The organism is Sphingomonas sp. PP-CC-1A-547, from assembly GCF_003610375.1.
Classification (GTDB): domain Bacteria; phylum Pseudomonadota; class Alphaproteobacteria; order Sphingomonadales; family Sphingomonadaceae; genus Sphingomonas.
Window position 1 is genome coordinate 335912 of the sequence record NZ_RAPZ01000012.1, and the last position, 25912, is coordinate 361823.

Here is a 25912-nt window from a genome sequence, read left to right on the forward strand (position 1 = left end):
GCCAGGCTTCACGACAGCGTGACCGAGAAGATCTCCTCGGGGCGCCAGACGAGTCCGAGCAGGATGCGCGCGCCGACCAGCAGCACCATGACCGCAAGTCCGAGACGGAGATATTCGGGGCGGAACTTGGTCGCGAACCGCGCGCCGACCTGCGCTCCTACGACCGAGCCGAGCAGGAGCAAAGCCGCCAGCACGATATCGACCGCCTTGGTGGTGGTCGCGTGCACCATCGTCGCGACCGCGGTCACGAACAGCGTCTGGAACAGCGACGTGCCGACCACCACCGACGTCGCCATGCCCAGCAAATAGATCATCGCCGGGACGAGGATGAAGCCGCCACCGATGCCGAGCAGAATCGTCAGGATGCCGGTAAAGAACCCCAGCAACAACGGTGCGAGCGGCGAGATATAGAGCCCCGACGCGTAGAAGCGCGTCCTGAGCGGTAGCGCGGCGACGAGCGGGTGATGGCGACGCTTGCGCGCCTTGGGAGGGCGTCCGGTGCGCACGCGGCCGATCGTGCCGATCGATTCCTTTGCCATCAGGCCGCCGATCGACCCGAGCATGACCACGTAGACGATCGCGATCACCGTATCGATCTGGCCGCTTTGCTGGAGCAGTCGAAAAAGCCACGCACCGAAGAACGACCCAAGGATGCCGCCCGCGACGAGCACCCCGCCCATCTTGGTATCGACGCCCTTGCGCCGAAAATGCGCGAACACGCCCGACACGCTCGCGCCGGTCACTTGGCTCGCGGAAGAGGCTGCGGCAACCGTCGGCGGAATGCCGTAGACGATCAGCAGTGGCGTCGTCAGGAAGCCGCCGCCGACGCCGAACATCCCCGACAACAGCCCGACTCCCCCGCCGAGCAGGATGATGACGAGCGCGTTGACCGACAGGTTGGCGACGGGGAGATACAGATCCACGACCGCAGCGTTACACCGGATTGCGCGGGCGGGGCTAGGCTCGACCTTTCAGAAGTCGCTACCGATCGAGAGGGCGGGGCCCGAGCCCGGACGCGCGCCGCCGGCGATGCGTTCGCGCCAGTCGAGCGTCAGGCGGATGGTCTTGCGCGCTACAGGCAGCGCGGCGACGAGTGAGGGTCCGATATCGAAGCGTTCGGCGTCACGCTGCGCGCTGCCCCATGCGCCAACACCGATGTCTATGGTCGCGCCGGCAAGCTTTCCCAGCGGATACGTGAGTCGTGCGGACGCGTCGACGAAGCCTTCGATCCCGTCACGCGCAATCCCGCCGGCCTGGCCGTACGCTTCCAGACGGATACCCGGCGCGACTTCGGCGGGACCATAACCGGCAATTACGCCGATCGTTGCTCCGCCGCGGCCGCCATCGAGCGCGAATCGCTGCTCGGCGACGAGGCGGACCGGGAACCGCGTCGGTTGCCATTCGATCCCGAGTGCGGCCTCCCGTCCGGCACCTTTGAGCGGCGTGGCGACGCGCGCCACCAGCGCGACCTTACGCTGGCTGCCAAGCGCGTAGGCCAGTCGCAAACCGCCCTGCGATGCGCCGAGCTGCCCGCCCGATACCGTACCCGCGGGACCGCCACGCGCGAGCAGCCATGCGCTTCCGCTGAGACGACTTGGCCCGTTGGCGACCATGGGCGGTGCTACCGGCGACAGAACGAGGTATGTCCGAGGCTCTGCGGCGGCTGGCAAATCGGGAAGAGCGCGCGCTACGGGGCGCGGCGGCGCAATCGTCGGTGCCTGCCATGGTCGACCCTTGGCGGAAATCGGCAATGCGACAGCGACGCGTCGCATGGTCACCACCCGCGGAGCCACGCGGGGTCGCCCGAGAATTGCTGCGGCGACTTGCGGCACGAGCACTTCGACAACTCGCGGAATTATCTCCGAGGGTGGAAGCGAGGTTACCTCCGGCAACAACAACGCCACGCGGACCATCACCCATCCGCCCAACGCCAATGCAAGAAAGCGCAGCGGGCGCCCGACGCTCATCGTACCGCGGCGGCGAGGCCTGGATAGTTGATGCTGTCAGTGATGACGTCGATGGGCAGCGCGTCGGGAAACTCGTGCTGTGTCTTGTCCCAGACCGGCGCCGCGCCGCGCAGCATGCCGATATAGACGATCACCGCGCGCGGTGCGGCAATCAGCGAGACGAGGTTGCCCACGAGAAACCGCGGCAGCGCCCAGATCGCCTCGCGCATGCCATAACTGCGTCCCGTGAATATCATCCGCACGATCAACCGCCACGCCAGCAACCCGCCATTGGCGACGAGCAGCCAGAACGCGATCGGGTAGGCGCCGTTCGCGTAGGGTGACGCCCCGCCGGCTTGGCCGTGCATCAGCAGCGACAACACCCATATCGGCACCGCCAGATAGCCCACCGCGAGGATCACGACGGCCAGCGGCGCGCGCCGATCGCGCATTCGCATCCAGTGATCGGCGACCGCGCGGGGCCGCCCCCAGCCGGTACGATCCCAGCCGGCCAGCGCGATACCCATCATCCACCGCGTCTTCTGGCGCACCGATCCACTAAGCGTACACGGGAAATACGCGCGTACCGCGACCACCGTCCCGGCGTCGTCCGCCGCGACACGCGCGAAGATGCCGCGTGCACCTAGCTCTGCCAGTCGCAAGCCCAGCTCGTAATCCTCGGTCAGACTGGTGGCGTCGAACGGATCGCCGCCCCGTGCCTGCGCAATCGTCGCAAGGACGGCGGGTGCGATCGCACAGCCCGTGCCGGCAAGCGGCATCGCGGCGCCCAGCGCGGTCCGGACGACGATCTGCTTGGCGTGGGATTCGGCGAACTCGTCGGCATAGTGTCCTGACACCAGCCGCGCACCGCGGTGGACCAGCGGCAGGACGGGAAGCTGGATCACGTCATACTGCTCGATCAGGCTGTCGAAGACGCGCAACTCCTGCGCGTGCACGACGTCTTCGGCATCGTGAAGCACGATCGCCTTGGTGGGTAGATTTATCCCTGCCCCGTCTCGTAGATCGTCGCGACACAGCGCATGCCACAGCGTGTTGAGGCAGTCGGCCTTGGTCGTCGGTCCGTTGCGTGGCCCGATCACGAGCCGGATACGCGCGTCGCGCTCGGCGACCGCGGCAATCGCATCGATCGTTCCCCGGTCGTTCGGATAGGCGCCAACGTAGATTCGGTAATTATCGTGGTCGTAGCGATCGAGCGCAGTCGTCAGCATCCCGCCGATCACCGCGACCTCGTCCCACGCCGCGACGAACACAGCGATCCGTCCTGCAATGCGCGGCGACGGCAGAGTGGCGAGAGTCAGGCGAGCCCGGCCGCCATGCCTGATCCGGTGACCGATATAGACAAGATCGACCAGCAGATCATCGATACCACCGAGTAGCAGTCCGACGCCCGCAAACAGCAGCATCTCTCGCGCAGACGCGTCGATGATCCACAGCGACTCGCCCAAGCCACACCCCCGGACGGAGGGTACCGGAAGTCACCGTGGTAACGGATATAGTCTTATCGAGAACGGATGTTTGTCGTTTTCTCGAATTACGGCGGCACATGGCGAACCATCGCGTCGAACGTGCGTTACGACGATGATCCCTTTCCCCCCTTTCGGGATCGGCGCCGATGATGCCCGGCCCGGCCGCACCGCTGCGTAGCACGCGGTGCGGCCTAACCGACTTTGGGCTTACCCTTCAGACCGACCGGCTATGGTCGATTTCGACCGCCGCCGCCGGTGTTGCTACCGCCGCCACCGCCGCCGCCAGCCCCCGCCGCGCCGACCGTGCCGATGTTACCGAACAGATCCTGGAAGAATCCGCGCTCGCGACCGAGCGTCGGCGTCTTCTTGCCATAGGGTGCGATCGACGCGACCTGATCGAGCCCGCCGCGACGGATCGCGGTAACGGTACCCCTCTGGTCGAAGCTGATCTGCAACGTGATCTGCGCGTTCGCGCGCGGGTTGCGGAAGGCGAGGTTGCGGCTGTCGCGCGCGAGATAATACCAGTCGCCCTGGTCGAACTGGCCGGCGAGCGTCGGCTTGCCGAGCGTGGCGAGCACCGACTGGCGGTTGTCGACGCCCGGCTGGACCGAGTTGACGAGGTCGGTATCGACGACATAGCCCTGGTGCGAGCGCAGCTGGGTGCAGCCCCCACTGGCCAATGCGGCGACCGCAAGTGCGGCGGCGAGACCCGTACGGGCGGAAAACACGCTCATATAAACTCCCAACCGGGGCACGCGAAAACACGTGACGGGTCCCACGCGATTGCATCGGCCGCCGATCGCCTCGATATGCGAGGATGCGCGGGCAAACAAGCCGAAGCGCGGCTTCGTGTTGAGGACGATAGATTTTGAGCTGGTTGGGAAGACTGCTCGGCGAGAAGCCCGACGAGGCGCTGCCGCTTTACAACGCTGTTGTCGGCCGGGCCCGCGCGGAACATTGGTATCGGGAGGGCGCGGTGCCGGACACCGTCGACGGCCGCTTCGACATGATCGCGACCTTGCTGGCGATCGTCATGTTGCGGCTCGAGACGGAGCCCGCTGGCGGCGAACCCGCGGCGCGTCTGGCCGAGCGGTTCGTCGACGACATGGACGGGCAGCTCCGCGAGATCGGGATCGGCGACATCATCGTCGGCAAGCATATCGGCAAGATGATGAGCATGCTCGGCGGGCGGCTTGGTGCCTACCGCGACGGGCTGGCGGCGGGCGATATCGCGCCGGCGTTAGTGCGCAACCTGTACCGGGGCGCTGGGCCGGACGATGCCGCGCTGACTTACGTCCGCGAGTCGGTGATGGCCTTTCATGCGGGGCTGGCTGCGACGCCACTACCGAATCTGTTATCTGGAGAATTGCCGTGAAGCCCGAGTTCAGCCGTCCCGAACGCCTCGACACGATCGGCGAGCGCGAACGGATCGTCGAGATCGCTGCGACCGAGGACGAGCGCGCGGCACTGGCCAAGCGGTTCGCGCTGCTCTCGATCACGCGTCTCGACGCGCGACTCGGCATCAAACGCACCGACAGCGGCATCGTCGTGAAGGGCCGCGTGACCGGCGCGGCGGTGCAGGCGTGTTCGGTGACCGACGAACCGCTCGATACGCAGATCGACGAGCCGGTCGCGCTGTTGTTCGTTGCGCAGTTGGTGGCGGAAGGCGACGAGGTCGAACTGTCCGACGATGCGCTCGACACGGTCGCGATCGAGGGGGGGACGATCGATCTTGGCGAGGCGGCGGCGGATACGCTGGCGCTGGCGATCGACCCGTTTCCAAGGGGGCCTAATGCCGCGGCGGCGCTGGCGGCGGCGGGGGTGATCAGCGAGGACGAGTTCCGGCCGGCGAATGCGTTCTCGGATCTGAAGGCGCGGATGGCGGGGAAGAGCTAAGCGCTTCGACGATCTCGGGTTTGTTCGAGATCAGCTTACCGAAAACCCGCACCACCCCGGCGAAGGCCGGGGCCCAATTGGAAACGGATAGTGAGGTAGGGCGGTCCGCCGTTACAACCACGTCTCCAATTGGGCCCCGGCCTTCGCCGGGGTGGTGTGAAGTTGAAGGAGCGGAGCGCTCACGCCCCCTTGTTCTCCCGCGAAGGCGGGAGCCCAGACTGGGTCCCCGCCTTCGCGGGGAAACACGGTTTAGTCCGCGTCGGGCCCTAAAGTCGGATCGAGATCGCGGGGGCGGATGAAGCGGGTCAGGCGAGCCGTACCCGCCGCAACATCGCTCCACTCCCCCTCGAACTGAAGCTCGGCAATGCTGGCCGTCGGATACTTGTCCTCGACCGCGTCGCGAAGCGGATCGGCCCCATCCGCAACCAACATCAGGACAAGATCCTCCAACCCGGGATTATGCCCGACCAGCAGCGCGCTCTCTGCCTCGGCCGGAAAGCCGTGCACCACGTCGAGCAACGTCGCCGCCGATGCGAGATACACCCGTCGATCCAGGTCCGGCGCGATCGTCCGGCCATAGCCCGATTTGATCTGCTCCAAGGTCTCCGAAACGCGCACTGCGGGCGACGCGATCGCATGATCGAACGTAAGCCCAAGCGACCGCATGTGTCGGCCGACCATCGCCGCGGCGCGCTTGCCCTTGGCGTTGAGCAGGCGATCGAAGTCGCGTGCGACCGGATCGTCCCAGCCGGATTTGGCGTGGCGCAACAGCGTCAACGTCTTCATGGCAATCCTCAAGCCGGTTCGCGGCTTTCATGCCCTACCGGCGCTCGCGAGGAAAGCCGGCTTGCGACTCGCGCCACCGCTTCTTCGAGCGTGACGCGCGCGATCGGCACGCCCGGCGGGAACGCGCTGAGCAGACGCGAGGGCATCGCGGCCGACAACATCACGAACACGCCGGAATCGTCTGCGCGGCGAATCAGCCGGCCGAACGCCTGCGCCAGACGCGCGCGGACGAGGCGGTCGTCATAGGCCGAACCGCCGCCCGCGAGCCTGCGCGCGGCGTGCAGAACGGAAGGTTTCGCCCAGGGTACACCCTCCATTACGACAAGCCGCAGCGATTCGCCGGGGACGTCGACGCCGTCGCGGAGCGCATCGGTGCCGAGCAGCGACGCGCCCGGATCGTCGCGAAAAATGTCGACCAGCGTGCCGGTGTCGATCGGATCGACGTGCTGCGCGTGAAGCGGCAGGCCTTCGCGGGCGAGTCGATCGGCGATGCGGCCATGCACGCCACGCAACCGCCGGATCGCAGTGAACAGCCCGAGCGTCCCGCCCCGACTGGCGACGATCAGCTGCGCATAGGCGTTGGCAAGCGCGCCGATGTCGCCGCGCTTCACGTCGGTGACGATCAGAACTTCGGCTTGGCGCGTATAATCGAACGGGCTCTTCGCCTCGAACCGCGCGGCGGGGCGGAGGAGATGCGGCGCGCCGCTCCGAGCTTCGGCCACCTCCCAGTCGCCGCCGCCGGTGAGCGTTGCCGACGTGACGAGCGCACCGTGCGCGGGCTTCAGGACGATCTCGGCGAACGGCCGAGTCGGGTCGAGCCAGTGGCGGTGGAGACCGATATCGAACTCGCGGCCCTCGATACGGTCGACCGCGAGCCAGTCGACGAAATCGCCATCCACCGGCCCGCCGACGCGCGCGAGCAGCGACAGCCAAGACGCCACCGTCTCCGCGCGCCAGCCGATCGAGGCAATCGCGCCTTCGACCCGGGCTCGTGCAGGCGCGTCCATCCAGTCAGGGGCTTCGGCGAGCACGGCTTCAAGCCGGCGGCCGAGCGTGACGAGTGGGCGGACCAGTCCATCCAGCGCGGCGGCGGCGGGGGCTGCGGCCTCGATCAGCGTGGCGTCGGGTTCGGCGAGTTCGGTCTCCAGGCCGTACCCCGCGTCGCCCGGCTGCTCGGCCCGCGCGTAGGTGAGGCCACGGACGGCGGCGAGCAACGTCTCGATCGGCCCGAACGGCGCGCCTTCGCCGAGGCGCTGCAGCCAGCCGTCGGACGCCAGCGCCCCCGCCGCGGTCACCGCATCGCTGATCGCCCTCGCCCCCTGCTCGTCGTAGCTGGCGAGGTCGGAGAGGCGTGCGGCAAGTCCTCGCCTGCGACCGCGACCGCTCGATTCGGGGCCGAGGATCCAGCGGCGCAGTTCGATCGTCTCCGCACCGGTCAGCGCGGTCGCGAACATCGAATCGGCCGCGTCGAAGATGTGATGGCCCTCGTCGAACACGTAGCGCGTCGGTCGGGTAGCGAGTTCGCGCCCTCTCGCGGCATTGACCATCACCAGTGCGTGGTTGGCGATGACGATGTCGGCGTCGGACGACGCGCGGGCAGCGCGCTCGATGAAGCATTTCCGGTAGTGCGGGCAGCCCGCGTACACGCACTCGCCGCGCCGGTCGGTCAGCGCGGTCGAGCCGTTGCGGCGGAACAGCGTCGGCAGCCAGCCGGGCAGGTCGCCGCCGACCATGTCGCCGTCCGCGCTGTAGGCGGCCCAGCGCGCGACGAGGTGCGCGAGGATCGCCGCGCGGCCTGCGAACCCGCCTTGCAGCGCGTCCTCCAGGTTCAGCAGGCAGAGGTAATTCTCGCGGCCTTTCCGCGTGACCACCTTCGCCTTGCGGATCGCCGCGTCGGGGTAAAGGCGAGCGGTTTCCTGCCCAAGCTGGCGTTGCAGCGTCTTGGTATAGGTCGAGATCCATACCGCGCCGCCGGCCTTTTCCGCCCATAGCGAGGCGGGGGCCAAGTAGCCGAGCGTCTTGCCGATCCCGGTCCCCGCCTCGGCGAGGACGAGGTTCGGCGTGTCGCGCATCGCTCGCGGGGCGAAGGCGGCGGTGGCGGCGCCGGCATAGGCGCGCTGGCCTGGACGCTCCTCGGCGCCGTGGCCGGTGAGGTCGACGAGTCGCGCCTCAGCATCGCCCGGCTCGATCGTGACAGTACGTGGCGCAGGTCGCGGCGCGTGCTCCTCCCATTCGGGGAGCGACGAGAACAGCCAGCGCTCGTTGACGGACGGTTTCTTCAGCCGCTCGGCGACGACCGGCGCCCAGGGCCAGCGCAGGCGGAACAGCGATTGCGCCGCCGTCCACGCGCCCTCACGCTCGGGCCAGTCGCCATCGGTAAGCGCCAGCATCGCCTCGGCCGCGCGGAGGAGGAACGGCGCGACCTCCGCGTCCTCGGTCGGCACGTCGAGGCCGGTGACCCGCGCGATCCCCTTCGGCGTCGGCACCGCGAACTGCGCGGGGCGGAGGAACGCGTAGAGTTCGAGCAGGTCGAGCCCCGACAGATCGGGATATCCGAGTCGCTGCCCGACCAGCGGCGCATTGAGCATGATGACCGGCGTATCGGCCGCGATCCGGATCGCCTCGCCCCGCCCGATCGGACGCGCGCCGTCCACATTCGCGATCCAGATGCCGGCATGGCTGGCGTGGAGGGCAGGATAGCGAAGCACCGCGCGACCTTGCTGCAGTGAGAACGAAAGGGCAACCTTTTGTGCCGTGAACTCGCGTATTTGAAGGTGTCGCCGTTAATAAAGCGCCGCCGCCGATCATCCAAATGCAAACAAGGCCACGGACTCCGGCCTGTTACGCAACCGACATGAAGCGCGTGCGTTGCGCCTGTATCGATACCGAACTTTATCTACATCATCTACACCAACAGGGACGATCATCATGCGGAAGTTTCTCATGGCGCTGAGCGCGCTCTCGCTCGCAATTCCCGCGGCTGCCGTGATCCCCACGGGCAAGGCCGAAGCACGCTCGAAGCGCGAATATCGCGGGCATGACCGTCGTTACCGCGCCAAGCGTTGCCGTCATTCGAGCGGCACCACCGGCCTCGTCGCAGGCGGCGTCGGTGGCGCAGTGCTCGGCAATGCGGTCGGCGGCGGCTTGCTCGGCACGCTGGCCGGCGGTGCAGCGGGTGCGCTCGGTGGCCGTGCGGTCGACCGGACGATCACCGCGAAGGATCGTTGCCGCTGAGTCGCGAGCGGCGGTGGGGGTGACGGACACGAATGCACGCGCTAGTCGCGCTGTATCATGACCGACGAACTCCGCACCGCCGCCCTCGAGTCCAAAGCCTGGCCGTACGAGGAGGCGCGTAAACTCCTCAAGCGGTATCCGAACGGCAAGTCGGGCGATCCGGTGCTGTTCGAGACGGGCTATGGACCGTCGGGCCTGCCGCATATCGGCACGTTCAACGAAGTGTTGCGCACGACGATGGTGCGCAACGCTTTTCATGCGCTGAGCGATACGCCGACGCGGTTGATCGCCTTCTCGGACGATATGGACGGTCTCCGGAAAGTCCCGGACAACGTCCCCAACGGCGACATGCTGCGCGAGCATCTTGGCAAGCCGCTGACGCAGATCCCCGATCCGTTCGGCACGCATTCGAGCTTTGCCGCGCATAACAACGCGATTCTCCGCGAATTCCTCGACCGCTACGGCTTCGACTACGAGTTCGCTTCGTCGACCGAATATTACACGGGCGGCCGCTTCGACGAGGCGCTGAAGGGTGTGCTTCGTCACTTCCAGGGCATTCAGGACGTAATGCTGCCGACGCTGCGGGCCGAGCGTCGTGCCACCTATTCGCCGGTGCTGCCGATCTCGCCGACCAGTGGCATCGTGCTACAGGTGCCGATCGAGGTGATCGATGCGGAGACGGGCCTGATCGCGTTCGAAGACGAAGGCCAGCGGATCGAGCAGGGCGTGCTGGGCGGCAAGGCCAAGCTCCAGTGGAAGGTCGACTGGGCGATGCGCTGGGTCGCGCTCGGCGTCGATTACGAGATGGCGGGCAAGGACCTGATCGATTCGGTCACCCAGTCGTCGAAGATCGCACGCGTGCTCGGCGGGCGCCCGCCCGAGGGCTTCAACTACGAGATGTTCCTCGACGAGAATGGCGAGAAGATCTCGAAGTCGAAGGGCAATGGGCTGAGCCTCGAGCAGTGGCTGACCTACGGCCCCGAGGAATCGCTGGCGTTCTACGCGTATCGCGAGCCCAAGAAGGCGAAGTCGCTGCACATGGGAGTGATCCCGCGCGCTGTGGACGAATATTGGCAGTTCCGCGGCAATTACGCGGGCCAGGACCTGAAGCAGCAGCTCGGCAATCCGGTCCATCACATCCACGACGGCAAGCTGCCGACTGGCGAGCTGCCGGTGACGTTCGGGCTGTTGCTCAATCTCGTCGGGGTGATGGGCGATGCGAGCAAGGAGCAGGTCTGGGGCTATCTGGCGAACTATGTGCCCGATGCGTCCGCGACCAAGTATCCCGAGCTCGACCGGCTGATCGGCTATGCGCTGGCCTATAGCCGCGATTTCGTCGCGCCGACGCTGAAGCGCCGCGCGCCCGAGGGTGTCGAGGTCGCGGCGCTGGAACGGCTGGACGCGGAACTCGCCGCGCTGCCGGCGGAGGCGAGCGCGGAGGACATCCAGAACATCGTCTACGAGATCGGCAAGACCGGTGGGTTCGAGAACCTGCGCGACTGGTTCAAGGGGTTGTACGAGACGTTGCTCGGCTCGGAGCAGGGTCCGCGGATGGGGAGCTTCATCGCGCTGTACGGCGTGGCGAACTCGCGGAAGCTGATCGCGGAAGCGCTCGCCCGGTAAGACGACGCGTTCGAAGAAGTACCACCCCGGCGGAGGCCGGGGCCCAGTTGGGGGACGTTCATAACTGGACGCAGAGCGCCGTTACCACGACCTTTTCAACTGGGCCCCGGCCTTCGCCGGGGTGGTGGTTTCAGGTTGGCCGAGCGGCCGTATCGCCTCGACAGCTTAACGAGAACATATTAGCAACAGGTCCGCCTCCCCCGATCCGGAAACCGGCATGTTTCATCGACCACTCGCGCGTCATCGCCTATTCTTCGCGCTCCGCCCGCCACTCCCACTAGCGCGCCAGATTACCGCCGCAGCGTCATGGTTCGAGACCGACAGCGACAAGCTGCGCCCCGAGCATCTGCACGTCACGATCGATATTCTCGACGACCAGGACCGCGTGTCGACGGCGTTGGAGCGCGACCTGAAGGCGATCGGCGATGCGGTCGAGGCGGTGCCGTTCGCGATCGAGTTCGATACCGTGATCGGCAGCGATCGATCCATTGCTCTGCGGCCGCGCCGCAAAAATGCATCCTTCGCCGCCTTGTACCAGCGGATCGCCGTAGCGCGTGAGGCGGCGGGGCTACGCGCCCGCGCTGGCTTTCGCTCGAGTGCTCACATGACGCTCGGCTACCGCGACGGCGCGCCGTTCACGCAAGACATCGCGCCGATCGGCTGGACGGCGGATGCGTTCGTACTGGTCCACAGCCATGTAGGGCGAACGCGACACGACGTGCTCGGCCGCTGGCTGCTCAGCGGCGACGACGATCGACAACTGGCGCTGTTCTGAGCCTTCGAATTTGCCGAACGCGCGAGATCCCGTAGGACCCAGGACGCGATCGGTTGGTTCTGCCCTCGTGACCGCGCACCAAGGAGCGAACATGCGGCTGTTTTTCGACGACGCCCAGCGGACCCATGCACCAGCGTGGGAACTGCATAACGGCGCGTTCACGGCTTATGCGGAGACGCCTGCGCGCGTCGATGCGATCCTGCGCGCGCTCGGTCCGGTCCAGGCGCCAGAGGATCGCGGCGAGGCGCCGATTCTGGCTATCCATCCCGCGCCGTACCTTACCTTTCTAAAGGATGCCGCGCGACTGTGGCGCGAAGCCGGTCGCGAAGGCGATGCGATCCCCTACACCTTCCCGATCCGCGGCCGCCGTCCGCTCGATCTCACCCGGATCGACGCGCTGATCGGCGCGCACAGCTTCGATGCGACCACGCCGATCACCCCCGAGACCTGGGCCGCCTCCTATGGTAGCGCGCAGTCCGCGCTCGCCGCGACGCACGCCGTCCTCGACGGCGACCGTGCCGCGTTTGCGCTGTGCCGCCCGCCCGGCCACCATGCCGGCGCAGACTATTGCGGCGGATATTGCCACCTCAACACCGCCGCGATCGCCGCGCAGGCCGCGCGCGACTCCGGCGTCGCACGCGTCGCCATCCTCGACATCGACTATCACCACGGCAACGGCACGCAGGACATATTCTACACGAGAGGCGACGTGTTCTACGCCTCGGTCCACGCCGATCCCAAGACCGATTACCCATTCTACTGGGGCCATGCCGATGAGATTGGCGAAGGCGAAGGGCTCGGCACAACGCTGAACCTCCCCCTCCCCCACGGCACGCAGATCGATGCATTTCGGGCCGCGCAAACGGCCGCGCTCGACGCGATCGCCGCGTTCGAACCGGGCCTGCTCGTCGTCAGCTTCGGCGCGGACACGTGGGAGGGCGATCCGATCTCGCACTTCAAGTTGACCACGCCAGATTACGCGGTCCTCGCGCGCGATATCGCGGCACGCAACTGGCCGACCGTCATCGTCATGGAAGGGGGCTACGCGGTCGACGCGCTGGGCCACAATGTCGCGAGCTTCCTCGATGGGTTCTGACGCGCGTATCGCGATCGGCACGCCCGCCTATCGTCGGCTGACGCTGGCGATGCTGTTCGCGGGGTTCTCGACCTTCTCGTTGTTGTACTCGGTGCAGCCGTTGCTGCCGCTGTTCGCTGCCCAATTCGGGCTGACCGCGGAGGGCGCGTCGCTGGCGGTGTCGCTGGCGACGGGTCCGCTCGCGATCGGCATATTGTTCGCGGGGTTCGTGTCGGACCGCGTCGGGCGGCGGCCGCTAATGATCGTGGCAATGTTTGCAGCCGGTGCGCTGACGCTGGCAGCGGCGGTCGTGCCGGGTTGGAGCGGATTGCTCGTGTTGCGGTTCCTGACCGGCGTCGCGCTTGCGGGCGTGCCGGCGGTGGCGATGGCCTATGTCGCGGAGGAGGTCGACGCCGGCTCGGTCGGGGCGGCGATGGGGCTGTATATCGCGGGCAGCGCGCTCGGCGGGATGGCGGGGCGACTGGTCGTGAGCGTCGTCGCCGATCTCGAAGGCTGGCGCTGGGCGCTCGCGGCAGTCGGCGTCGCTGGCCTCGCAATGGCGGAGGCATTCCGCCGGCTCGCACCGCTCTCGCGCAATTTCACGCCGAGCGTGGGACGTCCCGGCGCGTTGCTGCGGAGTGCCGGATCGCTGTTCACCGATCGCGCGATGCCGCTGCTGTATCTCGAGGCGTTCCTGTTGATGGGCGTGTTCGTCACGATCTACAATTATGCGGGGTTCCGGTTGATGCGTCCGCCTTACGGCCTCAGCCAGGCGGCGGTCGGCGGGGTCTTCCTGCTGTATGTGCTCGGATCGGTGAGTTCGGCGAAGTTCGGCACGCTGGCGGGACGGCTCGGGCGGCGGAAGGTGTTCTGGATACCGGTCGTGTTGCTGATCGCCGGTGTCGCGTTGACCGCGATGACGCCGCTGGTGCTGGTGATCGCGGGGATCGCGGTGGTGACGATCGGCTTCTTCGGCGCCCATTCGATCGCGAGCGCCTGGGTCGGGCGGCGGGCCCAGGTTGCAGGCGGCGGCGGCTCGCGCGGGCAAGCGGCGGCGTTCTACCTGTTCTTCTACTATATGGGGTCGAGCGTGCTGGGATCGGCCGGCGGGTTTGCGTGGACGCATGCCGGATGGCCGGGGGTCACGGCGTTCTGCCTTTTGCTCGGCGTGGCGGCGCTGGTGATCGGGCTGGTGTTGCGCACGGTGCCCCCACTGATGGTGGAGCCGCCGATGCCGCAGCGGATGCCGGATCCTTGAAGGGCGAATTCTCCCCTCCCTGGAAAGGGAGGGGCTGGGGGTGGATTGGCGAGTGTGAGTCATCAGCCCTGGTATTCGAGGAACCAGACCCACCCCCGCCCCCTCCCTTCCAGGGAGGGGAGAAGAAGTCCGGCTTTGCGCCGACTTGGGAACGGGAACCTGCTCTACCGAGACGCCACGTCGGTCGCGTCGATGGGCGGCATACCCGCCATGCTCTTCGCGACCGCTTCGACCCGCTCCATGACGCGCAAGACGTTGCCGCCCGACAGCTTCGCCAAGTCGCCATCGCTCCACCCCCGCCGCGCCAGTTCGGCGAACAGCAGCGGATAGCCGTCGACGCCCTTCAAGCCGATCGGCCCGGTCCCCTGGATCCCGTCGAAATCTCCGCCGATCCCGACATGATCGTGACCAGCGATCTTCGCGATATGCTCGACATGATCTGCGACCGTCGCGGCGGTGACCTGCGGTTCCGGATGCGCCGCGTCCCACGCCACCAGCGGCGCAGGCGATTTGGCGCCATAGACGTTCGCCGGAACGCCGACCGACTTCGCATAGGCCGAGCGCGCGATGTCCCAGGCACGCCACTCGGCCGACAGGAACGACGGGTAGAAGTTCACCATCACCACGCCGCCGTTCGCGCCGATCGCGCGGAGCAGGTCGTCGGGGATATTCCGCGGCGCATCGGCGATCGCGCGTGCGCTGGAATGCGAGGCGATCACCGGCGCCTTGCTCGCCACCAAAGCCGCCGCCATCGTCGCGTCGGACACGTGCGACACGTCGACAATCATCCCGATCCGGTTTATCTCCGCGACCACCTGCCGCCCGAAGTCGCTCAGTCCGTTCGCACGTGGCGCGTCGGTCGAGCTGTCCGCCCAGTTCAGGCTCTTGCCGTGCGTCAGCGTCATATAGGCGACGCCGAGCGCGCGATATTGGCGCAGCACCGACAGCCGCCCATCGATCTGGTGCCCGCCCTCGACGCCGATGAGCGAGGCGATCCGCCCACCCTTCTCGATCCGCCGGATGTCCGCGGCAGTGGTGGCGAGTTCGAACGTCCCTGGGTTCGCCGCGACGAAGCGGCGGACGATGTCGATTTCCTCCAGCGTCATTTCGACCGCGTGCGGCGCGTCGGCGGGGATGTAGACCGACCAGAACTGGCCGCCGACATGACCTTTGCGCAGGCGGGGAATGTCCGTCTGGAGCGGGTTCGGCAGCCGCGCGGTGTCGGCAGAGAGATCGACCGACTCGACCTTGGCGTCGTGCAGATCGCGGATTTCCCAGGCGAGGTCGTTATGCCCGTCGATCACCGGACTACGCTCCAGCACGCGTTCGACGCGTCGCGATAGGGCAGCGTCGGGGCTCGCCTGCGCGGCCAGCAGCAGGAATGCGGCGATCATGTCTTGGTCCCCCATGGCGTCCACTCCATCCTGAAGGAGGTGTTCGCGCGCGACAAGCCGGGTAAGGCGCTCGCCGAACGTGAGAAGAGGGTCGGAATTGTACACGGGAATGGCCGAACCGGCGCGCGAGGCGGATGGCCGGCTCTCCACCGCGATCGCGATCGCGCGGCTGATCGGGATCATGGGAATCGTCTACGTCCACGCCTGGACCGGACGCACTGCCGAGGAATTGGCGGCAGTGGCGTTCAGTTGGCAGGCGGTGATGCGAACGGTGCTCGGCGAAGTGTTCGGGCGTAGCGCGGTGCCGCTGCTCGGGATGATCTCCGGCTGGCTGGTCGTCTCGACCGCGGCGCGCCAGGGCTACCGCCCATTTCTGCTCGGCAAGGCGCGGACGATCCTGCTGCCGATGGTTCTGTGGAACGCGATCGCGATCCTGCTGGTGGGGGCGGCGGCGACGTTCGGCGATCTGAAGGCGCCGACGCCGACGAGTATCGGTTGGACGCTCAACGAACTGGTGCCGCTCGTGCAGGCGAACGACGTCAACGTGCAGATGCCGTTCCTGCGCGACCTGTTCGTCTGCATGATGCTCGCGCCGGTTCTGGTACGCGCGTCGAGTATCTGGCTGGCAGTGGTCGCGCTGGTGGTGGTCGTGTGGAGCGTGTCCGGGGTGCACATCCCGTTGCTGCTGCGGCCACAGATCCTGCTGTTCTTTACCGCTGGGATCGCCGCGCGGCGCTTTGGCGTGGCGGAGCGTGTGGCGGGGTGGTCGGTCGCCCTGTGCGCGCTGCCGTTTGTGGTAATGATCGCGCCACGGCTGTGGACTGCGTTGCTGGGGAATGCGTTCTTCGATGCGCATCCGCATGTGATGGCGGCGTTCGATATCGTGTTCCGGTTGGCGTCGGCGGTGCTGTTCTGGCGGCTCGCCTGGACGCTGGCGGGAAGCGGCGTCGCGGATCGGTTGCGCGGGATCGAGCGCTACGGGTTCCTCGCATTCTGCGATCACCTGGTGCTGTTGTGGCTGTTCGGGCCGGTGATCGGATTGGCGACCGGCGTGCTGGGGGCGGGGCTGTATCCGGCATATCTGCTGGTCCAGCCGTTGCTGGTGCTCGGCGTCACGATCGTGCTAGGACAGGTGCTGATGGCGCTCTCGCCGACGGTCGCGCGGGTACTCAGTGGCGGGCGGCTGGGAGGATCGGCTTCAGTTACCGCGTGACGGCGGCGGATCGAGCTGGTTCACCCATTCCTGGTTGTGGACGACGGTCGAGCGCACCGGGCGACCAGCGGCGTCGAGCCACGGGCGATAGCGGAAGCGCAATTCGATCAGGCGGCAGGTGGTCGCGTCGAGCACGCCGTTTCCGCTGGAGCGCGTGACCATGCAGTGCGTGACGCTGCCGTCGGTCTCGACGGTGTAGCGCACGCCGACGATCCCGCCCGCACCGATCACCGCCTCGGCATTGGGAAAGTCCTTGTTCTTGAAGCGGCCTTTTAGGAGGCGGGGCCGAGTCTCGTCGCCACCGTCGCCGTCGCCATTTCCGGCGCGCCCGCTACCGGTGCCGTTCCTTTCGCCGCCTGCTCCTGTGCCGGGTCCGGGGATGGGAGCCGCGCCCGTGGTGACGTCGCTGCCAGGGCCTGGTTTCAGCGTGGCGATGACCGGGGGCGGTGGAACGATCGGGAGGATGATCGGCTTGGGAACGACGAGTTCGGTTGCCTTCGAGCGGAGGTTGGCGGGGGAAGCCGCGCCTTCGTGACGGTGGTTGTTCGCTGGGCGGGGGATGATCTTTTCGGGCGGCGGCGGTGGAGGGGCTTTCGGGCTAACCGCGAACGTCTTCAGCGCGTCGGGGATAGCGGTGGGAATGCTGACACCGAGCCCGATGATAAGCGCGTAGCCGATGACGGTGCAGAGTAGCGCGGCGCTGGCGGCGGATATCAGGCGGTCGCGCGGGTTCGAGTGGACGCCGTACATGCTGGGTAGTTGGGGAGGCGCGCGGCGGGCGGCAACTGCGCGTGAGAGCGCGAGAACGATCTCGGTACTTCGGACGTATTCGGGACTTATCCCGCTTCGACAGATGCACCTCCCCGGCGCAGGGCGGGGTTCAAGTGGAAAGGTCGATCTAACGAAGCACCGTCTGTCGTTACCTCCGTTTCCCAATTGGGCCCCGGCCTTCGCCGGGGAGGTGGTCACTTGGGTCAGATAGACCGCGGTTTGTAAGCGTATGGGTTCGGCGTCGGCAGACCTGTGCGTTCGGCAGACGCTAGAACGGGCGGCGCGACCGAAATCACACCGCCCGTTCGTGGCGCGCGACGCGGGAGTAAATCCCGCGTCGTCGGTCGGCGCTGGAGCGCCGCCGGCCGGGCTTGCTGTTGCGCTTGGCTTCGCCTTGCGCAGCGGCTTTGCCTACAGCTTCGCCGTCAACTCCGGCACGATCTTGAACAGATCGCCGACCAGGCCGATGTCCGCGACCTGGAAGATCGGCGCGTCCTCGTCCTTGTTGATCGCGATGATGACCTTCGAGTCCTTCATGCCCGCGAGATGCTGGATCGCGCCGGAGATGCCGACCGCGACATACACTTCCGGCGCGACGATCTTGCCGGTCTGGCCGACCTGATAGTCGTTCGGCGCGTAGCCAGCGTCGACCGCCGCGCGCGAGGCACCGACGCCGGCGCCGAGCTTGTCCGCCAGCGGATCGATCATCGCGTGGAACTGGTCGCTCGAGGCAAGCGCACGGCCGCCCGAGACGATGATCTTCGCGCTGGTCAGCTCGGGACGCTCGTTCTTGGCGATCTCCGAGCCGGCGAAGGTCGACAGACCCTTGTCACCGGTCGATGCGACCGCCTCGATCTCGCCCGAGCCACCCTCGGTCGCGGCCTTGGCGAACGCCGTGCCGCGCACCGTGATGACCTTCTTCGCGTCGGTCGACTGCACCGTTGCGATCGCGTTGCCGGCATAGATCGGCCGCGTGAACGTGTCTTCGCTTTCGACCGACAGGATGTCGCTGATCTGCATGACGTCGAGCAGGGCTGCGACGCGCGGCGCGATGTTCTTGCCGTGCGTGGTCGACGGCGCGACGAACGCATCGTGGCTGGCCATCAACTCGACGATCAGCGGCGCGACGTTCTCCGCCAGCGCATGCGCGAACACAGCGTCGTCCGCGACGTGCACCTTGCCGACGCCGGCGATCTTCGCGGCTTCCGCCGCGACTCCGTCGACGCCCTGGCCGACGACGAGCAGATGGACTTCGCCAAGCTGCGAGGCGGCAGTCACCGCCGACAGCGTGGCATCCTTGACGGCCTGACCGTCATGTTCGACCCAGACGAGCGTCTTCACTTGGCGACTCCCATTTCCTTGAGCTTGCCGACCAGCGCGTCGACATCGACGACCTTGATCCCAGCCGAGCGCTTGGCGGGCTCGACCACCTTCAGCGTGGTCAGGCGCGGCGTCACGTCGACGCCGAAATCGGCCGGCGTCTTCTGCGCCATCGGCTTCGACTTCGCCTTCATGATGTTCGGCAGCGAGGCATAGCGTGGCTCGTTGAGGCGGAGATCGGTGGTGATGATCGCGGGCAGTTTCAGCGTGTCCGTCTCGGCACCGCCATCGACTTCGCGCGTCACGTTGACCGAACCGTCGGCGATCTCGACCTTCGAGGCGAACGTGCCCTGGCCCCAGTTCAGGAGGCCGGCGAGCATCTGCCCGGTCTGGTTGTTGTCGTCGTCGATCGCCTGCTTGCCGAGGATCACGAGGTCGGGCTTCTCCTCCTCGACGATCTTGGCGAGAATCTTGGCGACGCCCAGCGGCTCGACCTTGGTCTCGCTGACGACGAGGATCGCACGGTCGGCACCCATCGCGAGCGCGGTGCGGAGCGTTTCCTGGCTCTTCTGCTCGCCGATCGAGACGACGACGATCTCCGTCACGCCCTTGTCCTTGAGACGGATGGCTTCCTCGACCGCGATCTCGTCGAACGGGTTCATGCTCATCTTGACGTTCGCCAGATCGACGCCCGTTCCGTCCGCCTTCACGCGGGGCTTCACGTTGTAGTCAAGCACGCGCTTGACCGGCACCAGCACCTTCATCGGGGTTCCTTCCAAGGTGAAATCATTCGTTTCGATCACCGTCACAGTATGGCGGCGTTGGCGCGACAGATGGCCGTTTCGAGCCGTTTTCGCAAGTCCGGTATGGAAACATCGCTATGCCGTAGCGTCACGGCGAGATGCCGATCGGACCACCTGCCGAACAGTGTGCGACATCAACGAAAAAGGGCCCGGACGTTTCCGTCCGAGCCCCGCTTTTCGCAGAATCAGTATGCGTCGTCGACAGCGGTTAGGCCGCGACCTTCTGCACCTCTGCGACGATCTTCTTCGCAGCGTCGCCAAGGTCGTTCGCTGGGACGATCGCGAGACCCGAGTTGGCCAGGATCTCCTTGCCCTTCTCGACATTCGTGCCCTCGAGGCGGACGACCAGCGGCACCGACAAGTTCACTTCCTTCGCCGCGGCGACGATGCCGTCGGCGATGATGTCGCACTTCATGATGCCACCGAAGATGTTGACCAGGATGCCCTTCACGTTCGGATCCGCGAGGATGATCTTGAACGCCGCCGTCACCTTCTCCTTATTGGCGCCGCCGCCGACGTCGAGGAAGTTGGCCGGGAACATGCCGTTGAGCTTGATGATGTCCATCGTCGCCATCGCCAGGCCTGCGCCGTTGACCATGCAACCGATGTCGCCGTCGAGCTTGATGTAGGCGAGGTCGTACTTCGACGCCTCGAGCTCGGCGGGATCTTCCTCGGTCTCGTCGCGCAGTTCGAGCAGGTCCTTGTGGCGGAACAGCGCATTGCCGTCGAACGCGACCTTCGCGTCAAGCACCATCAGCTTGCCGTCGTTGGTGACCGCGAGCGGGTTGATCTCGATCTGCTCGGCATCGGTACCCATGAACGCGTCATACAGCTTCGACGCGGTGTTCGCGGCCTGCTTGGCGAGATCACCGGTCAGCTTCAGCGCGGCAGCGACGGCACGGCCGTGATGCGGCATAAAGCCGGTCGCCTGGTCGATGTCGATCGACTGGATCTTCTCGGGCGTGTCGTGCGCGACGGCCTCGATGTCCATGCCGCCTTCGGTCGAGACGACCATCATCACCCGGCCGGTGGTGCGGTTGAGCGTCAGCGCGAGGTAGAATTCCTTGTCGATGTCGACGCCATCGGTGACGTACAGGCGATTGACCTGCTTGCCCGCGTCACCCGTCTGGATCGTGACGAGCGTGTTGCCGAGCATGTCGGTCGCGGCTGCGCGAACCTCGTCCTCGGTCTTGGCGAGGCGGACGCCGCCCTTCGCATCGGGGCCGAGCTCGACGAACTTGCCCTTGCCGCGGCCGCCGGCGTGGATCTGCGCCTTGACGACATAGAGCGGTCCGGGAAGCTTCTTCGAGGCCTCGACGGCCTCCTCGACGGTCAGTGCCGCGAAACCGGCAGGCACGGGGACGCCGAACTTGGCCAGCAGTTCCTTGGCCTGGTATTCATGGATGTTCATCGGGAAGGCTCCACGCAATTTTTAGGAAACTCGGGAATTGGTTGGGCGTAAAGCACAAGGCGGCCAGCAAATCCACCCTTAAGGCATTTGCAGTTGCGTGTCGTTATCAATAGATGGATTTATCGACCGCGAATGGCCTGATCTAAAGCAATTCCTTTGGCGTCGCGCCCCGCCGCCTCTACAGCAGGACCATGGCGATCCGACTCCGCATCATTGCGTTCCGAACCTACTTTGACGGTGCCAATGGTGCATCCGCTCAGTCACGCGCGGCTAAACCTCAAGCGGCCGAATCGTAAGGCGTTTGGAGATTAGTAACCACTTGGGGAGCAGTGTTCCGGACATGACACAGCCCGTCCCCATCCCCCCCGCCGAACCGACCGGCGAGGAGCTCCGTCAGGCGCTACGCAAGGCCGTCAAGATGCGCGCGCATTTGCGCGATCGGGGTCAGACGCGATTCGAGATCGAGGTGACGGATTTGTCGCTCTCGGGCTTTCGTGCGGAGACGAGCTTTACGTTGTGGCCGGGGACGGTGGTGTGGCTGACATTGCCGGGGTTGGCTGCGCTCGAGGCGGTGGTCGCCTGGCGTGACAAGTTCAAATATGGCTGTGCATTCGCCAAGCCGCTGCATCCGGCGGTGTTCGAGCATATTGTGGCACTGAGCCAGCGATAGGCGCGGCTACGTCCGCGCCGATGCGCGAGCGTAGCGATGCGCAATCGCAGGCTCGGCCGGTGGGTCGCCCAAGCGAACCCATCCGATGGCGGCTTTGCCGACCGTAACTTGCCTTAATGCGTTCTCCCGCGAAGGCTGAAGCCCAGCCTGGGTCCCCGCCTTCGCGGGGAAACAACTTTTCTTCAGTCGAACAAGCTCGACACCGACGTTTCATCTGCAATCCGCTTGATCGCTTCACCCAGCAACGGTGCGATCTGGAGATGGCGGATCTTGCCGTGGGCGTCCTTAATCACTTCGTGATTCCCGATCGAATCGGTGATCACCAGTTCACGCAGTTCCGAGCCCTCGACTCGAGCTACCGCACCACCTGACAGCACGCCGTGCGTGACATAGGCCACGACATCCTCCGCCCCCGCTTCCTTCAACGCCGCCGCCGCATTGCACAGCGTGCCCGCCGAATCGACGATATCGTCGACCAGGATGCAAAAGCGCCCCTCGACCTCGCCGATGATGTTCATCACCTCCGACTCGCCCGCGCGCTCGCGACGCTTGTCGACGATCGCGAGCGGGGCGTTGTCGAGTCGCTTGGCGAGCACGCGGGCGCGAACGACGCCGCCGACGTCCGGCGACACGACCATCAGGTTCTTGCCCTTGAACCGTGCCAGAATGTCCGCCGACATCACCGGCGCCGCGTAGAGATTGTCGGTGGGGATATCGAAGAAACCCTGGATCTGGCCGGCATGCAGATCGACCGACAACACGCGGTTGGCGCCCGCGACGGTGATCAAATTGGCGACCAGCTTCGCCGAGATCGGCGTGCGCGGGCCCGGCTTCCGGTCCTGTCGCGCATAGCCCATGTACGGGATCACCGCGGTGATGCGGCGCGCCGACGCACGCTTCAGCGCGTCGATCATGATCAGCAATTCCATGAGATTGTCGTTGGCGGGATAGCCGGTCGACTGGATCACGAACACATCCTCGCCGCGGACGTTCTCGTTGATCTCGACAAAGACCTCCTCGTCGGCAAAGCGCCGCACGCTGACGTCGGTCAGCGGGATCTCGAGATAGGCGGAGATTTCCTGCGCCAGCGGCAGGTTCGAATTGCCGGTCATCAGTTTCATGAAGCTATTTCCCGCTCGATATTCCGCACCCCTTAGGCGCACGAATCGCGTGGTGGAAGGGTTTGCCCGTCGACGCGCCGCTCCGTACAGCGGCAGGATGACCGTGATCACCCGTTTCGCCCCCTCGCCCACCGGCCGGCTGCATGTCGGCAACATCCGCACCGCGCTCCACAACTGGATGTTCGCGCGTGCCAATGGCGGGAAGTTCGTGCTCAGGATCGACGATACCGATCCCGAGCGCAGCGAAGAGCGCTTCATCGACGCGATCCGCGCCGATCTCGACTGGCTCGGGATGACGCCGGATGCGGAGGAACGGCAGTCGGCGCGGTTCGCTCTGTACGAGGCGCGGTTCGCGGCACTGGTTGCGAGCGGGCACGTGTATCCGGCGTACGAGACCACGCAGGAGCTCGACCTGAAGCGGAAGATTCAGGCCGGGCGCGGGTTGCCGCCGATCTACGACCGCGCGGCGCTGGCGTTGGACGACGATGCGCGGGCGAAGCTGGAGGCGGACGGCGTGAAGCCGCATTGGCGGTTCAAGCTCGATCACGACTCGGCGATCGCATGGGACGACCTGATCCGCGGCGCGGCGCATTTCGAGGCGAAGACGATGAGCGACCCGGTGATCCGGCGCGCGGACGGGTCGTGGCTGTATATGCTGCCGTCGGCGATCGACGATGCCGAGATGGGCGTGACGCACGTGGTGCGCGGCGAGGATCACGTGTCCAACACCGCACTCCAGTTGCAGATGTTCGCCGCGCTCGGCGTGACTCCGCCGCAGTTTGCGCATGAGGCATTGCTGACCGGCGCGGAGGGCAAGCTGTCCAAGCGGCTCGGGTCGCTCGGCGTCGATCATTTCCGCGAGGTCGGGATCGAGCCGCAGGCGGTACGCGCGCTGCTCGCGCGGATCGGGACGAGCGATCCGGTCGAGCCGATCGCCGACGCCGCGCCATTGATTGCAGGGTTCGACTTCGCGCGGTTCGGGCGGGCGCCGGCGCGGTTCGACGAGGCGGAACTGGCGGCGTTGAACGCACGGATCCTGCATGCGCTGCCGTTCGAGGCGGTGGCCGAGCGGTTGCCGGAGGGCATGGACGTGGCGGCGTGGGAGGCGGTGCGGCCAAACCTCGTGACGCTGGCGGACGCGGCGGATTGGTGGGGGGTGATCGAGGGGCCGGTGGCTGTCGAGGGCGATATCGACGCCGCGTATCTCGATCAGGCGCTGGTGGCGGCGGGTGAGATCGACTGGTCGAGCGATCCCTGGCACGCGCTGACCGCTCGGTTGAAGACGGAGACGGGACGTAAGGGGAAGGCGCTGTTCCTGCCGTTGCGGCTGGCGTTGACAGGGCGCGATCACGGGCCGGACATGGCGGCGTTGCTGCCGCTGATCGGGCGTGAGCGGGGGCTGGAGCGTTTGGCGGCGCGCTGATTTCGCGTTCCTGAAAATCCGGTCCCCGAGAAAGCATGTTCTCCCGCGAAGGCGGGAGTCCAGCCTGGGCTCCCGCCTTCGCGGGAGAACAAGGAAGGGCGGGCCAACCCGCGAGCAGGTGCCAATAAACGTCCTTTGGCAGCATTTGATAGAATGCCGCACGTAATGAAATGTCTACGACAATAAGACCGCCAAAAGACCTTGTGTGGCCCAGTTGTATTTTGTGAATGCCGCGCGCGAGTGGCACTGGCGTTCGATTAAGTATCCTTCTTGATAGCCGCTATGTTATAATTGGCTATATGATGGACGCCTTCGCGGTCTGCCCATACCACTCCACAAGTATTGTCGTTTCCGATCCATTGCACAGTCATGGCCCGGCTACCGGACTTCAGTACGACCACATCTCCGGCCTTGATGTCTTCCATGCCTATTCTCCTTAAAGACTCACCGTGACGGCGGTAGCAGCGCTCGTCCACCCCCGTAATTCGCGTCCAATGATCTTCACGGACCATTTTGTGCCCGACGCACCGCCTCCAGACCCCTTGCCCCGCAAATGTAATGATGTACCATCGCGTCCGGCGGTACCTATCTCGCCGCCATCCTCGAGGAGATACAAAGGAGACGGTAATGTACGCGGATCGACTGAACCGGACGGGCGGATTCAATCCCGGGAGCCTCGGCGTCGCGCTGGCGATCAACTGCGCGGTGATCGGAGCCTTGTTCTTCGCAGCGCCTAACGTGCTGCCGTTCGTGCCCGACAAACCGCTCGTCACCTACGTGCCGTACACCCCGCCACCGCCGCCCGAGCCGGTGCCGCCCGCCGATCCTCTGATCCGCCAGCAACCGCGCCCCGCCCCGCGTCCCGACGCACCAATTACGGTAGTGCAGATACCGCAAACCGGCTTCACGGTCGCCCCCGATCCGCTGCCCTACACGCCGCCGATCGGAGTCGAAGGTACCGGAACGGGCACCGTCGCGGTCGATCCGCCGAAACTGCCGCCGCTGTTCGTCCAGCCCAGGATCGACCCGCGCTATGCCGCCGAATTCCAGCCGAGCTACCCGTCTGAGGAACGTCGCGCCGAACGCGAGGGTCGCGTCGTGGTGCGCGTACTCGTGGGCATCGACGGTCGCGTGAAACAGGTCGAGCGGGTCAGCGCGACCACCGACGCGTTCTACCGCGCGACGCTGGACCGGGCGCTGGCGAAATGGCGGTTCAAGCCGGCCACACGCGACGGCGTTCCGATCGAAGCATGGCGATCGATGGCGCTGACGTTTGTCCTCCAGAACTAAAGCTTGAGGGGCGCGGGGCTGGCCTAGCTGGCTCCGCCCCCCTATCTTGGCGCGCATGGGCTTTTTCAGTCGTTTCTCGCCGATCGCGGCATATCAGGACCTGCGGCTCTTCTTCAGCCAGCGCCGGCCGTACGAGCTGTTTTTTCTCGTGGCCGCGCTCGGCGTCACCAGTTTCCTGATCTACGCGTTCATGAAGGACTCGTACGTCGAGAAGGAGTACCGTCCGAAGATCATCTACGTCGAGCAATGGCCCGCCGATCGCACCGATGCGCAGATCGAAGCTCAGCAGAAGATCGACGCACCGATCAAGGCCAAGGCGGTCGCCGAGCAGAAGGCCCGCGAGGACGCGCAACGCGAGTCGTTCAAGCGGCTGGACGACAAGCTGAAGGCCATGGGCATCTGACCCAGGCCGACAC

25 protein-coding genes are annotated in these 25912 nt (G+C 66.2%); 12 read left to right on the forward strand and 13 right to left on the reverse strand.

All coding sequences use genetic code 11. The annotated features are described in order from the left end of the window. Window positions 1-8 precede the first annotated feature (8 nt). From C8J39_RS12505 to C8J39_RS12520, 4 genes are all read right to left on the reverse strand, one after another. Entirely contained in the window at window positions 9-923 is a 915-nt protein-coding gene (locus C8J39_RS12505; RefSeq protein ID WP_120300760.1) for a sulfite exporter TauE/SafE family protein, read from the reverse strand. 48 nt (window positions 924-971) lie between these two features. Next, window positions 972-1772 carry a hypothetical protein gene (locus tag C8J39_RS12510; protein ID WP_243649986.1) on the reverse strand — a complete coding sequence of 267 codons (801 nt, stop codon included), beginning with the start codon at window positions 1770-1772 and terminating at the stop codon, window positions 972-974. Window positions 1773-1963: 191 nt separating this feature from the next. After that, complete coding sequence (locus C8J39_RS12515) at window positions 1964-3412, reverse strand: glycosyl transferase family protein (RefSeq protein ID WP_243649981.1); 1449 nt, start codon at window positions 3410-3412, stop codon at window positions 1964-1966. A 248-nt stretch (window positions 3413-3660) separates the two neighbouring features. Then, window positions 3661-4167 (reverse strand): outer membrane protein assembly factor BamE, encoded by a 507-nt coding sequence (locus C8J39_RS12520; protein ID WP_107954262.1) that lies wholly within the window; start codon window positions 4165-4167, stop codon window positions 3661-3663. Between the two features lie 134 nt (window positions 4168-4301). Between C8J39_RS12520 and C8J39_RS12525 the strand changes: the two genes are divergently transcribed. Further along, window positions 4302-4808 carry a ubiquinol-cytochrome C chaperone family protein gene (locus C8J39_RS12525; RefSeq protein WP_243644342.1) on the forward strand — a complete coding sequence of 169 codons (507 nt, stop codon included), beginning with the start codon at window positions 4302-4304 and terminating at the stop codon, window positions 4806-4808. Beyond that, window positions 4805-5329 carry a DUF177 domain-containing protein gene (locus C8J39_RS12530; protein ID WP_120300762.1) on the forward strand — a complete coding sequence of 175 codons (525 nt, stop codon included), beginning with the start codon at window positions 4805-4807 and terminating at the stop codon, window positions 5327-5329. Before C8J39_RS12525 ends, C8J39_RS12530 begins: the two co-directional genes overlap by 4 nt. Before the next feature lie 249 nt (window positions 5330-5578). On the opposite strand, the gene C8J39_RS12535 is transcribed toward C8J39_RS12530, so the two are convergent. Together C8J39_RS12535 and C8J39_RS12540 are read right to left on the reverse strand one after the other, a co-directional pair. Then, window positions 5579-6115, reverse strand: a complete 537-nt coding sequence (locus tag C8J39_RS12535; RefSeq protein WP_120300763.1) for a histidine phosphatase family protein — start codon at window positions 6113-6115, stop codon at window positions 5579-5581. A gap of 8 nt (window positions 6116-6123) precedes the next feature. After that, window positions 6124-8823, reverse strand: a complete 2700-nt coding sequence (locus tag C8J39_RS12540) for an ATP-dependent DNA helicase (RefSeq protein ID WP_120300764.1) — start codon at window positions 8821-8823, stop codon at window positions 6124-6126. A gap of 220 nt (window positions 8824-9043) precedes the next feature. On the opposite strand from C8J39_RS12540, the gene C8J39_RS12545 reads away from it, so the two are divergent. The 5 genes from C8J39_RS12545 (at window position 9044) to C8J39_RS12565 (ending at window position 14080) form a co-directional block, all read left to right on the forward strand. Then, a complete protein-coding gene (locus C8J39_RS12545) occupies window positions 9044-9349 on the forward strand; it encodes a hypothetical protein (protein WP_056053958.1) in 306 nt (101 codons plus the stop codon). A 57-nt stretch (window positions 9350-9406) separates the two neighbouring features. Continuing rightward, window positions 9407-10972, forward strand: a complete 1566-nt coding sequence (locus C8J39_RS12550; RefSeq protein ID WP_120300765.1) for a lysine--tRNA ligase — start codon at window positions 9407-9409, stop codon at window positions 10970-10972. A gap of 217 nt (window positions 10973-11189) precedes the next feature. Further along, window positions 11190-11747, forward strand: coding sequence for a 2'-5' RNA ligase family protein (locus C8J39_RS12555; protein WP_120300766.1), 558 nt, complete (start codon window positions 11190-11192; stop codon window positions 11745-11747). A 91-nt stretch (window positions 11748-11838) separates the two neighbouring features. Next, window positions 11839-12843, forward strand: a complete 1005-nt coding sequence (locus C8J39_RS12560) for a histone deacetylase family protein (protein WP_120300951.1) — start codon at window positions 11839-11841, stop codon at window positions 12841-12843. Beyond that, a complete protein-coding gene (locus C8J39_RS12565) occupies window positions 12833-14080 on the forward strand; it encodes an MFS transporter (protein ID WP_120300767.1) in 1248 nt (415 codons plus the stop codon). The genes C8J39_RS12560 and C8J39_RS12565 overlap by 11 nt, the downstream gene beginning before the upstream one ends. 164 nt (window positions 14081-14244) lie before the next feature. On the opposite strand, the gene C8J39_RS12570 is transcribed toward C8J39_RS12565, so the two are convergent. Continuing rightward, the gene (locus tag C8J39_RS12570) at window positions 14245-15474 is read right to left on the reverse strand and encodes a dipeptidase (RefSeq protein WP_120300952.1); all 1230 of its coding nucleotides are present in this window, start codon (window positions 15472-15474) and stop codon (window positions 14245-14247) included. Between the two features lie 109 nt (window positions 15475-15583). Between C8J39_RS12570 and C8J39_RS12575 the strand changes: the two genes are divergently transcribed. Then, window positions 15584-16687: an acyltransferase family protein gene (locus tag C8J39_RS12575; RefSeq protein ID WP_120300768.1), complete on the forward strand. Its 1104-nt coding sequence runs from the start codon at window positions 15584-15586 to the stop codon at window positions 16685-16687. Here the strand turns inward: C8J39_RS12575 and C8J39_RS12580 are convergent. The 4 genes from C8J39_RS12580 to sucC all read right to left on the reverse strand — a co-directional run bounded on the left by C8J39_RS12580 (window position 16673) and on the right by sucC (window position 20992). Continuing rightward, window positions 16673-17437: an energy transducer TonB gene (locus C8J39_RS12580; RefSeq protein ID WP_120300769.1), complete on the reverse strand. Its 765-nt coding sequence runs from the start codon at window positions 17435-17437 to the stop codon at window positions 16673-16675. The two genes, C8J39_RS12575 and C8J39_RS12580, sit on opposite strands and share 15 nt — an antisense overlap. 432 nt (window positions 17438-17869) lie before the next feature. After that, window positions 17870-18799, reverse strand: coding sequence for an electron transfer flavoprotein subunit alpha/FixB family protein (locus C8J39_RS12585; protein WP_120300770.1), 930 nt, complete (start codon window positions 18797-18799; stop codon window positions 17870-17872). Next, on the reverse strand, window positions 18796-19542 hold the full coding sequence (locus C8J39_RS12590) for an electron transfer flavoprotein subunit beta/FixA family protein (protein ID WP_120300771.1): 747 nt from the start codon (window positions 19540-19542) through the stop codon (window positions 18796-18798). Before C8J39_RS12590 ends, C8J39_RS12585 begins: the two co-directional genes overlap by 4 nt. Before the next feature lie 247 nt (window positions 19543-19789). Next, window positions 19790-20992, reverse strand: a complete 1203-nt coding sequence (sucC, locus tag C8J39_RS12595) for an ADP-forming succinate--CoA ligase subunit beta (protein WP_056053980.1) — start codon at window positions 20990-20992, stop codon at window positions 19790-19792. Window positions 20993-21332: 340 nt separating this feature from the next. Between sucC and C8J39_RS12600 the strand changes: the two genes are divergently transcribed. Continuing rightward, a complete protein-coding gene (locus C8J39_RS12600) occupies window positions 21333-21662 on the forward strand; it encodes a PilZ domain-containing protein (RefSeq protein ID WP_056064110.1) in 330 nt (109 codons plus the stop codon). Between the two features lie 182 nt (window positions 21663-21844). Here C8J39_RS12600 and C8J39_RS12605 read toward each other — a convergent pair whose 3' ends face one another. Beyond that, window positions 21845-22783: a ribose-phosphate pyrophosphokinase gene (locus C8J39_RS12605; protein ID WP_056064113.1), complete on the reverse strand. Its 939-nt coding sequence runs from the start codon at window positions 22781-22783 to the stop codon at window positions 21845-21847. A gap of 97 nt (window positions 22784-22880) precedes the next feature. Here C8J39_RS12605 and gltX point away from each other — a divergent pair, with 97 nt between their 5' ends. Next, window positions 22881-24206, forward strand: a complete 1326-nt coding sequence (gltX, locus tag C8J39_RS12610; protein ID WP_120300772.1) for a glutamate--tRNA ligase — start codon at window positions 22881-22883, stop codon at window positions 24204-24206. 257 nt (window positions 24207-24463) lie between these two features. Here the strand turns inward: gltX and C8J39_RS12615 are convergent, their stop codons facing one another. Beyond that, on the reverse strand, window positions 24464-24631 hold the full coding sequence (locus C8J39_RS12615) for a DUF2158 domain-containing protein (protein ID WP_165895196.1): 168 nt from the start codon (window positions 24629-24631) through the stop codon (window positions 24464-24466). A gap of 202 nt (window positions 24632-24833) precedes the next feature. Here C8J39_RS12615 and C8J39_RS12620 point away from each other — a divergent pair, with 202 nt between their 5' ends. Beyond that, window positions 24834-25496 (forward strand): TonB family protein, encoded by a 663-nt coding sequence (locus C8J39_RS12620; RefSeq protein ID WP_120300774.1) that lies wholly within the window; start codon window positions 24834-24836, stop codon window positions 25494-25496. Window positions 25497-25551: 55 nt separating this feature from the next. Next, window positions 25552-25899: a hypothetical protein gene (locus tag C8J39_RS12625; RefSeq protein ID WP_056064121.1), complete on the forward strand. Its 348-nt coding sequence runs from the start codon at window positions 25552-25554 to the stop codon at window positions 25897-25899. Window positions 25900-25912: the final 13 nt, after the last annotated feature.

Bases quoted from the DNA above. Each gene is read 5' to 3' on its own strand.
- C8J39_RS12510 (WP_243649986.1), bottom strand. From the start codon at position 1,772: ATGCGACGCGTCGCTGTCGCATTGCCGATTTCCGCCAAGGGTCGACCA.
- C8J39_RS12520 (WP_107954262.1), bottom strand. From the start codon at position 4,167: ATGAGCGTGTTTTCCGCCCGTACGGGTCTCGCCGCCGCACTTGCGGTC.
- C8J39_RS12535 (WP_120300763.1), bottom strand. From the start codon at position 6,115: ATGAAGACGTTGACGCTGTTGCGCCACGCCAAATCCGGCTGGGACGAT.
- C8J39_RS12545 (WP_056053958.1), top strand. From the start codon at position 9,044: ATGCGGAAGTTTCTCATGGCGCTGAGCGCGCTCTCGCTCGCAATTCCC.
- C8J39_RS12550 (WP_120300765.1), top strand. From the start codon at position 9,407: ATGACCGACGAACTCCGCACCGCCGCCCTCGAGTCCAAAGCCTGGCCG.
- C8J39_RS12555 (WP_120300766.1), top strand. From the start codon at position 11,190: ATGTTTCATCGACCACTCGCGCGTCATCGCCTATTCTTCGCGCTCCGC.
- C8J39_RS12560 (WP_120300951.1), top strand. From the start codon at position 11,839: ATGCGGCTGTTTTTCGACGACGCCCAGCGGACCCATGCACCAGCGTGG.
- C8J39_RS12565 (WP_120300767.1), top strand. From the start codon at position 12,833: ATGGGTTCTGACGCGCGTATCGCGATCGGCACGCCCGCCTATCGTCGG.
- C8J39_RS12570 (WP_120300952.1), bottom strand. From the start codon at position 15,474: ATGATCGCCGCATTCCTGCTGCTGGCCGCGCAGGCGAGCCCCGACGCT.
- C8J39_RS12575 (WP_120300768.1), top strand. From the start codon at position 15,584: ATGGCCGAACCGGCGCGCGAGGCGGATGGCCGGCTCTCCACCGCGATC.
- C8J39_RS12580 (WP_120300769.1), bottom strand. From the start codon at position 17,437: ATGTACGGCGTCCACTCGAACCCGCGCGACCGCCTGATATCCGCCGCC.
- C8J39_RS12590 (WP_120300771.1), bottom strand. From the start codon at position 19,542: ATGAAGGTGCTGGTGCCGGTCAAGCGCGTGCTTGACTACAACGTGAAG.
- sucC (WP_056053980.1), bottom strand. From the start codon at position 20,992: ATGAACATCCATGAATACCAGGCCAAGGAACTGCTGGCCAAGTTCGGC.
- C8J39_RS12600 (WP_056064110.1), top strand. From the start codon at position 21,333: ATGACACAGCCCGTCCCCATCCCCCCCGCCGAACCGACCGGCGAGGAG.
- C8J39_RS12605 (WP_056064113.1), bottom strand. From the start codon at position 22,783: ATGAAACTGATGACCGGCAATTCGAACCTGCCGCTGGCGCAGGAAATC.
- gltX (WP_120300772.1), top strand. From the start codon at position 22,881: ATGACCGTGATCACCCGTTTCGCCCCCTCGCCCACCGGCCGGCTGCAT.
- C8J39_RS12615 (WP_165895196.1), bottom strand. From the start codon at position 24,631: ATGGAAGACATCAAGGCCGGAGATGTGGTCGTACTGAAGTCCGGTAGC.
- C8J39_RS12620 (WP_120300774.1), top strand. From the start codon at position 24,834: ATGTACGCGGATCGACTGAACCGGACGGGCGGATTCAATCCCGGGAGC.
- C8J39_RS12625 (WP_056064121.1), top strand. From the start codon at position 25,552: ATGGGCTTTTTCAGTCGTTTCTCGCCGATCGCGGCATATCAGGACCTG.